Origin of the sequence: Staphylococcus schweitzeri (assembly GCF_002902405.1) — a bacterium.
Lineage (GTDB): Bacteria > Bacillota > Bacilli > Staphylococcales > Staphylococcaceae > Staphylococcus > Staphylococcus schweitzeri.
The window spans coordinates 114,556-123,758 of the sequence record NZ_PPQS01000044.1; the positions used below are offsets into that span (position 1 = coordinate 114,556).

Genomic DNA, 9,203 nt, shown 5'->3' on the forward strand with positions numbered 1-9,203 from the left:
ATATGAGCTGGTTTGATAAATTATTCGGCGAAGATAATGATTCAAATGATGACCTGATTCATAGAAAGAAAAAAAGACGTCAAGAATCACAAAATATAGAAAACGATCATGACTCATTACTGCCTCAAAATAATGATATTTATAGTCGTCCAAGGGGGAAATTCCGTTTCCCTATGAATGTAACTTTTGAGGGTGAAGAAGTATCACAATCAAAAGATTTTATTTCAGATGAAAAGGAACAGTACCATCGAGACTATCGCAAACAAGACTACGATGCACGTTCACAAAAAAGACATCGCCGTAGACGAAACCAAACAACCGAAGAACAAAATCAAGGTGAATATCGTGGTAATCAAAATGATTCTCAACAAAGTATAAAATATAAAAACCACACACAATATCGTACAAGTAAACCTGGTACATATGTTTCTGCAATAAATGGTATTGAGCATGAGAATAAAAAGTCCAAGTCACATACATCATTTTCTAATACAGCGGCACAACATATTAAAGAAACTAAACCTGATTACCATAAGGAGAGTTTCAAGACTTCAGAAGTACCATCAGCCATTTTTGGAACAATGAAGCCTAAAAAACTAGAAAATGGACGTATTCCAGTTAGTAAAACATCAGAAAAAGTAGAAACTAACAAGCAAGATATTGAGAAAAATATATCTTCAACTCAATCAATGCAAACTCAAGGTGTGCAAGAATTTAAGCAAAATAATACTGATGCCCAACAGAAAAAACTATCACAATCAACTGAACCAAGTACATCAGATACTAAGAAATCAACTCCAAATTATTCAAAAGTAGATAACACAATTAAAATTGAGAATATATATGCATCTCAAATTGTTGAAGAAATTAGACGTGAAAGAGAGCGCAAAGTACTTCAGAAACGTCGATTTAAAAAAGCGCTTCAGCAAAAACGAGAAGAGCATAAAAATGAAAATCAAGATACGATACAACGTGCTATTGATGAAATGTATGCAAAGCAAGCAGAACGTTATATACGTGAGAGCTCATTAAATGATGACAGTCATGATGAAAATATCAATGATGAGAAAAATTACAATGACAAACAGAATTTTAAAAATAATTCTAGTAATACAGACATTGACAGTTATGAGTCAGATAATCACGATGAGACTAGTAGTCAAGAAAGTTTCTATAATTATGAAGAAGTAAATTTAAATCAAGTTTCAACTACAAAACAACTTTCTGATGATGATGTAACAGTTACAGATGTGTCATCGCAACAATCACATAAATCGATTCATAATGATGTTGATGTTAATCAAGAAAAATTGATATCACATGTAAATGATGACGTCTCATTAAATAATAAACAGGAAGAAACACAGGTTACTGATGCTAATTTTTATGAAGTAAACAACGAAGATGCTCATCAAAGTGATGAAACAGAAATCGAGGAAATTAGTACCGAAGAAGTAGAAGCACATACAAATTCAAATGAGATTCAAGATACTGAAAATACAGAAATACCAGTTAATAATATTGATAAAACAGTAGATAATGAAATTGAGATTGCACCACGTCATAAAAAGGTGAGTGACAATACTCATGAAATTAACAATGATCAACTTGTCGATAATTCTCATAATAGTTCTCAAATTAATAAAAATGAAGATTCTGACTCAGCTGAAAAGGATTCACATCGTAATCTTGAATCTTCTGAACCATCTAATCAGAGCTATTCAAATATGGAACAACAGGATTCAGCACAAGAAGTTCAAACTAATAAAAAGCCAGAAAATATTTCGTCATTTAGCAAAAGACCATTTAATGTAGTTATGACACCTTCTGATAAAAAGCGTATGATGGATCGTAAAAAGCAATCCAAAGTTAAAGTTCCTGAATTAAAACCTGTAACAAATAATCAAATTCAAAATAAACAAACATCAGAAAATGACGTTACAACTACATTGCATCAAGAAACACAAGAAGAGAAAACAAGTAATAGTATAGATAAAGAAGTGATAAATAATGTTGAGCACAATCAACAAATAAATCAAAAAGATTTCCCGAACTCGAATGTGACTAGTGATTCTAGAAATGATACTGCAAATAAAAATTCGACGAAACAAGAAGAATATTTGAAACAAGCTGATACTTCAGCACCACGTTTGGAATCTGATTTAAATGATGATATGAACCAAAGATTAGAAGTTTCTTCGCCATCAAACAACAATAAAATTACTGCAGAAAATGACAATAGGCATTTAAATGATTCGCAGAAAGATGTTAATGAACAAGGAGCGGATATTGAACCGTCAACAGACAATAACACACAACATGAAAATCAAAAAGAAGCATCACAATCTATTGATATTAACGAACTAGATATTCATACACAACAAAATAAAGTGTTACAAAACAATGATACAAATGAAGTGGACCAAACCGCAAACAACAGTGCTACTGGTTCAAATCATCAACAAAAATCATTAAAGGAATCTGCACAAGGTGTGAAACCTATGATTCGCAAAGGACCTAATATTAAATTACCTAGTGTTTCATTATTAGAACAACCACAGGTAATTGAGCCAAACGATGATTGGATTGCAGATAAAAAACAAGAACTTAACGATGCATTATATTATTTTAATGTACCTGCTGAAGTACAAGATGTAACTGAAGGCCCAAGTGTTACTAGATTTGAATTATCAGTTGAAAAAGGCGTTAAAGTTTCAAGAATTACTGCATTGCAAGATGACATTAAAATGGCATTGGCAGCTAAAGATATTCGTATAGAAGCGCCAATTCCAGGAACAAGTCGTGTTGGTATTGAAGTTCCCAATGCAAATCCAACTACTGTTAATTTGCGTTCTATTATTGAATCGCCTAGCTTTAAAAATGCCGAATCAAAATTAACAGTTGCTATGGGTTATCGTATTAATAATGAACCATTACTTATGGATATAGCTAAAACACCTCATGCATTAATTGCAGGTGCAACGGGCTCAGGTAAATCAGTTTGTATTAATAGTATATTGATGTCTTTACTATATAAAAATCATCCTGAAGAATTACGTTTATTACTAATAGATCCAAAAATGGTTGAATTAGCACCATATAATGGATTACCACATTTAGTAGCTCCAGTAATCACAGATGTAAAAGCAGCTACACAAAGTTTAAAATGGGCTGTAGAAGAAATGGAAAGACGTTATAAACTATTTGCACATTACCATGTTCGTAATATCACAGCATTTAATAAAAAGGCGCCTTATGATGAAAGAATGCCAAAAATTGTTATTGTCATTGATGAGTTAGCAGATTTAATGATGATGGCACCGCAAGAAGTTGAACAGTCTATCGCTCGAATTGCTCAAAAAGCTAGAGCATGTGGTATTCATATGCTTGTTGCGACGCAAAGACCTTCTGTGAATGTAATAACAGGCTTAATTAAAGCCAATATACCAACAAGAATCGCATTTATGGTATCATCAAGTGTAGATTCAAGAACGATTTTAGACAGTGGTGGAGCAGAACGCTTGTTAGGATATGGCGATATGTTATATCTTGGTAGCGGTATGAATAAACCAATCAGGGTACAAGGTACATTTGTTTCTGATGACGAAATCGATGATGTTGTAGAGTTTATTAAACAGCAGAGAGAACCTGATTATTTATTTGAAGAAAAAGAATTGTTGAAAAAAACACAAACACAGTCGCAAGACGATTTGTTTGATGATGTCTGTGCATTTATGGTTAGAGAAGGTCATATTTCAACATCATTAATCCAAAGACATTTCCAAATTGGATATAATAGAGCAGCACGAATTATCGATCAATTGGAACAACTCGGTTATGTTTCGAGCGCTAATGGATCAAAGCCTAGGGATGTTTATGTTACAGAAGCAGATTTAAATAAAGAATAATTATGAGTAAGGAGTTTTATATAATGACACACTATCATTTTGTCGGAATTAAAGGTTCTGGCATGAGTTCATTAGCACAAATCATGCATGATTTAGGTCATGAAGTTCAAGGATCAGACATTGAGAACTACGTTTTTACTGAAGTTGCTCTTAAAAATAAGGGGATTAAAATATTACCATTTGATGCTAATAACATAAAAGAAGATATGGTAGTTATACAAGGTAATGCATTTGCAAACAACCATGAAGAAATTGTACGTGCGCATCAATTAAAATTAGATGTTGTAAGTTACAATGACTTTTTAGGTCAAATTATCGACCAATATACTTCAGTAGCTGTAACTGGTGCACATGGTAAAACTTCAACAACAGGTTTATTGTCACATGTTATGAATGGTGATAAAAAAACGTCATTTTTAATTGGTGATGGTACAGGAATGGGGCTACCTGAAAGTGACTATTTTGCGTTTGAAGCATGTGAATATAGACGTCACTTTTTAAGTTATAAACCTGATTACGCTATTATGACAAATATCGATTTCGATCATCCTGATTATTTTAAGGATATCGACGATGTATTTGATGCATTCCAAGAAATGGCGCATAATGTTAAAAAAGGTATCATTGCTTGGGGTGATGATGAGCATTTACGTAAGATTGAAGCAAACGTTCCAATTTATTATTATGGGTTTAAAGATACAGATGACATTTATGCTCAAAATATTCAAATTACAGATAAAGGTACTGCATTTGATGTATATGTAAATGGAGAATTTTATAATCACTTCTTATCTCCACAATTTGGAGATCATACAGTTTTAAATGCGTTAGCCGTCATTGCGATTAGTTATCTAGAAAAGTTAGATGTTGAAAATATTAAAGAAGCACTTGAAACATTTGGTGGTGTAAAACGTCGTTTCAATGAAACGCCAATTGCAAATCAAGTTATAGTTGATGATTATGCACACCATCCAAGAGAAATTAGTGCTACAATTGAGACAGCTCGAAAAAAATATCCACATAAAGAAGTTGTTGCAGTATTTCAACCACATACATTCTCAAGAACTCAAGCATTTTTAAATGAATTTGCTGAAAGTTTGAGCAAAGCTGATCGTGTATTCTTATGTGAAATTTTTGGTTCGATTAGAGAAAATACTGGCGCATTAACGATACAAGATTTAATTGATAAAATTGAAGGCGCATCGTTAATTACTGAAGATTCTATAAATGTATTAGAGCAATTTGATAATGCTGTTATTTTATTTATGGGTGCTGGTGATATACAAAAATTACAAAATGCATATTTAGATAAATTAGGCATGAAAAATGCGTTTTAATATGTTTATAATAGAGTAGTATGGGTATTTATTATTAATAACATTATTACATGTTAATTAGGAGGCGTTTTTAATGGATTGGATTTTACCAATTGCTGGAATTATCGCTGCGATTGCATTCTTAATTTTATGTATCGGTATCGTAGCTGTGTTAAATTCTGTTAAGAAAAACTTAGATTATGTGGCTAAAACACTTGATGGAGTAGAAGGTCAAGTTCAAGGAATTACTCGTGAAACGACTGATTTACTTCACAAAGTAAACCGTTTGACTGAGGATATCCAAGGTAAAGTAGATCGTTTAAACTCAGTTGTAGATGCTGTTAAAGGTATCGGTGACTCGGTACAAACGTTAAACAGCTCTGTGGATCGTGTAACAAATTCAATTACACATAATATTTCTCAAAATGAAGATAAAATTTCACAAGTTGTTCAATGGTCAAATGTAGCAATGGAAATTGCTGACAAATGGCAAAATAGACACTACCGTCGTGGAAGTGCAAATTACAAAGCTAATAATGTAGCAGATGATGCAAATCACAGCTATACTTCTCGTGTAGATAAATAATTAATAATTAAACAAATGCACTTAAATGAGGTTGTTACTTATTTAAGTGCATTTGTTATAGGAGGATATAATTATGACGCAACAACAAAATAATAAAAGAACATTAAAAAATAAACATACTTATCAAAATGAAACCTTACCTAACCGTAAAGATTTTGTTGTTAGTTTTATAACAGGTGCCCTTGTAGGCTCGGCTCTAGGTTTGTATTTTAAAAATAAAGTTTATCAAAAGGCTGACGATTTAAAAATTAAAGAACAAGAAATTTCTGAAATGGTTAAAGATAGAAAAGCACAACTAGAAGAAACTGTCGAATATACTAAAGAACGAGTTGAAGGTTTTTTAAATAAATCTAAAGATGAAAAAGCAACATTAAAAGCACAGCAAGCAGCAATAAAAGAAGAAGCAAGTGCAAACAACTTGAGTGATACATCACAAGAAGCACTAGAAATTCAAGAAGCAAAGAAAGAAGCGCAAGAGCAAACTAAAGTGAGCACAGAAGAAAGAACAAAAGAAGCAAATGCAGCAACATTAAAAGCGCAACAAGCAGCGATAAAAGAAGAAGCAAGTGTAAATAACTTGAGTGACACATCACAAGAGGCACAAGAAATTCAAGAAGCAAAGAATGAAGTTAACGAAGCAGGTGAAGTGGAAACGCAAGCTGAAAGATTAGCAAATGCAGCAAAGAAAAAGCAAGCTAAATTAACTAAAGGTTCAAAAGAGAGTCAATTAACTGAAGCTTTATTTGCTGAGAAACCAGTTGCTAAAAATGACTTAAAAGAAATTCCTCAATTAGTAAGTAAAAAGAAAGATGTAAAGGCTAATACTGCAGTTAAACCGTCTACAGACTCAGATATTAAGCACAATGTTAAACAGAAAGATGCGAAATTTGAAAATGGTGTTATCACGCGTAATGCTGATAATCAAATATCTACTACTTCAACTGTTGATAAGCAACCAGCTCAGCAATCTAAAACTAACAATACAACTGCTAGTGACAAACAAACTAAACAAACTAAAAAAACAACACCTTCAAACAAACGAAATGCATCAAAAGCTTCTACAAATAAAACATCAAGTCAGAAAAAACAAAACAATAAGAAGACAACACAAAGTGCTAAGAATAAAAATACTGCTAACCAATCAACTAAGCAAACAAACAAATCTAGTAACAAAAAATCAAAAACAACTAATGCTAAATCAACAAGTTCAGCAAAATCACCAAAAGCTAAAGTTGAACCAGCTAAAAGTAAAATTGAAAAACGTACTTTCAATGACTAAAGTAGATGAAGTCGCACAAAAAACATTTTTAGTTGAAAGTAATGTAAAATGAATTTCGAAATTAAAATATAAAATTATGAGGTAAGCATGTTGATGCTTGCCTTTTTATTATAATAATTTTATTAAGTATACTTTGACATCAGGAAGAAATTAGTGTTACTAGAACAACGCATTGTAAAAATGACAACAAATTATTCCAAAGTTACAGTAAATTCTTTTAAATCATAGGGGATGATTTGTGTTAATCTTATTATGAAATTTTTAAATATTTAACTGAACTTAACGATGGATAAGTTCTAACTTCGCTCTTTATAATAAACAATGCTTTTTAATTTTTACTAAGTGTTAGGTTGAATGTATAAGATTTTTAGACTTATAATAGAGAATAGAAACCAAAAAATTTTCTTAAAATCATCAATATTTAATCAAAATAAGCTATAATAGTAACACTTATTTAATTAATTAACGTAAGCTAGTAGATAACAATATAGAATATAACTTTTCAACAATGGCTGAGAAATTCGAAATATCGGTGATTCAGCATATAATTAGAAAATTAAATATTTTCTGTCAATTTGGGGTTGAACTATACATATGATATGTTAGAATATTTTTTAACATAATATTTTATCGCTTTAAAGTGGCATATAATTGAAAAATTTAGTAGAGGTGAGTAAGGATGAGTAATAAATTAGAATCATACAGAAGTGAGATAGTTTCACTGAACCATCAAATTTTAGATTTATTATCTAAACGCGGTGAGTTAGCACAAAAAATTGGTGAAGAAAAATTAAAGCAAGGCACACGCATTTATGATCCACAACGTGAAAAAGAAATGCTTAATGACTTAATTGATAGCAACAAAGGACCTTTCAACGACAATACAATTAAGCAATTGTTTAAAGAAATTTTCAAAGCCTCTACAGATTTACAAAAATCTGAAAATGAAAAGCATTTGTACGTATCTCGTAAATTGAAACCTGAAGATACGATTGTGACGTTCGATAATGGGGGGATTATTGGAGATGGCAACAAATCATTTGTATTTGGACCATGTTCAGTCGAATCGTTTGAGCAAGTTGAAGCTGTTGCTAAAAATTTACATGCTAAAGGTGAAAAATTTATTCGTGGTGGTGCGTTTAAACCGCGTACATCACCATATGATTTCCAAGGTTTAGGTGTTGAAGGTTTAAAAATACTTAAACAAATTAAAGACAAATATGACTTAAATGTAGTTAGTGAAATTGTAAATCCTAATGATTTTGAAATTGCAAATGATTATTTAGATGTATTCCAAATTGGTGCACGTAATATGCAAAACTTCGAATTGTTAAAAGAAGCAGGTCGCACAAATAAACCAATTCTATTAAAACGTGGTTTGTCGGCGACAATTGAAGAGTTTGTTTATGCAGCTGAATACATTGCTTCACAAGGCAATCAAAACATTATTTTATGTGAACGTGGTATCCGTACATACGAGAAAGCAACACGTAATACATTAGATATTTCTGCAGTTCCTATTTTAAAACAAGGTACGCATTTACCTGTGATGGTTGATGTTACACATAGTACCGGACGTAAAGATATAATGCTTCCAACAGCGAAAGCTGCTTTAGCAGTCGGTGCTGATGGTGTAATGGCAGAAGTACATCCTGACCCGTCAGTTGCTTTGAGTGATGCTGGTCAACAAATGGATTTAGATGAATTCCAAGCATTTTACGATGAATTAAAACCACTAGCTGATTTATATAATGCTAAAAAGTTAAAATAACATTTAACTTCATTTTAAAATTAATAGTCATTCTAAGAGAAGTATGTCTTAGGGTGGCTATTGTTTTTTTCAGGCATATGACACTTGAATCCTAAACGAAATTTTTAAGTGTAGCAATTTCATCCAATTCTACGCTCTTAGAATATTATAATCATGATTGTCATCATCATTCATCGCGTAATGTAATCTATATAATTGTTTCTATAATGTGAACATTTTTCAACAAATGTAAATGGTGTTTGAAAAGGCTTTCTCAAAATATTACAATTAAAAATGAAAAAAGTTTATATAAAATTAAAATATATCATCTATTATTATTTGGACATTGCTTTTATATCGAGAT

5 protein-coding genes are annotated in these 9,203 nt (G+C 31.5%); all 5 read left to right on the top strand.

Annotation, left to right across the window (positions count from 1 at the left end):
• Positions 1–2: 2 nt before the first annotated feature.
• A complete protein-coding gene (locus CD116_RS10945; RefSeq protein ID WP_047550268.1) occupies positions 3–3,908 on the top strand; it encodes a DNA translocase FtsK in 3,906 nt (1,301 codons plus the stop codon).
• A 23-nt stretch (positions 3,909–3,931) separates the two neighbouring features.
• Positions 3,932–5,245 (top strand): UDP-N-acetylmuramate--L-alanine ligase, encoded by a 1,314-nt coding sequence (murC, locus tag CD116_RS10950; protein WP_047426171.1) that lies wholly within the window; start codon positions 3,932–3,934, stop codon positions 5,243–5,245.
• 73 nt (positions 5,246–5,318) lie between these two features.
• Positions 5,319–5,810 carry a DUF948 domain-containing protein gene (locus CD116_RS10955; protein WP_000383812.1) on the top strand — a complete coding sequence of 164 codons (492 nt, stop codon included), beginning with the start codon at positions 5,319–5,321 and terminating at the stop codon, positions 5,808–5,810.
• Between the two features lie 73 nt (positions 5,811–5,883).
• Positions 5,884–7,089 (top strand): DNA topoisomerase 2-like domain-containing protein, encoded by a 1,206-nt coding sequence (locus CD116_RS10960; protein ID WP_103325261.1) that lies wholly within the window; start codon positions 5,884–5,886, stop codon positions 7,087–7,089.
• A 679-nt stretch (positions 7,090–7,768) separates the two neighbouring features.
• A complete protein-coding gene (locus CD116_RS10965; RefSeq protein WP_047530640.1) occupies positions 7,769–8,860 on the top strand; it encodes a bifunctional 3-deoxy-7-phosphoheptulonate synthase/chorismate mutase in 1,092 nt (363 codons plus the stop codon).
• The last annotated feature ends 343 nt before the right edge of the window (positions 8,861–9,203 follow it).

Excerpts from the sequence above, each read along its gene's own strand:
- CD116_RS10945 (WP_047550268.1), top strand. The coding sequence starts at position 3 with ATGAGCTGGTTTGATAAATTATTCGGCGAAGATAATGATTCAAATGAT.
- CD116_RS10960 (WP_103325261.1), top strand. The coding sequence starts at position 5,884 with ATGACGCAACAACAAAATAATAAAAGAACATTAAAAAATAAACATACT.
- CD116_RS10965 (WP_047530640.1), top strand. The coding sequence starts at position 7,769 with ATGAGTAATAAATTAGAATCATACAGAAGTGAGATAGTTTCACTGAAC.
- CD116_RS10955 (WP_000383812.1), top strand. The coding sequence starts at position 5,319 with ATGGATTGGATTTTACCAATTGCTGGAATTATCGCTGCGATTGCATTC.
- murC (WP_047426171.1), top strand. The coding sequence starts at position 3,932 with ATGACACACTATCATTTTGTCGGAATTAAAGGTTCTGGCATGAGTTCA.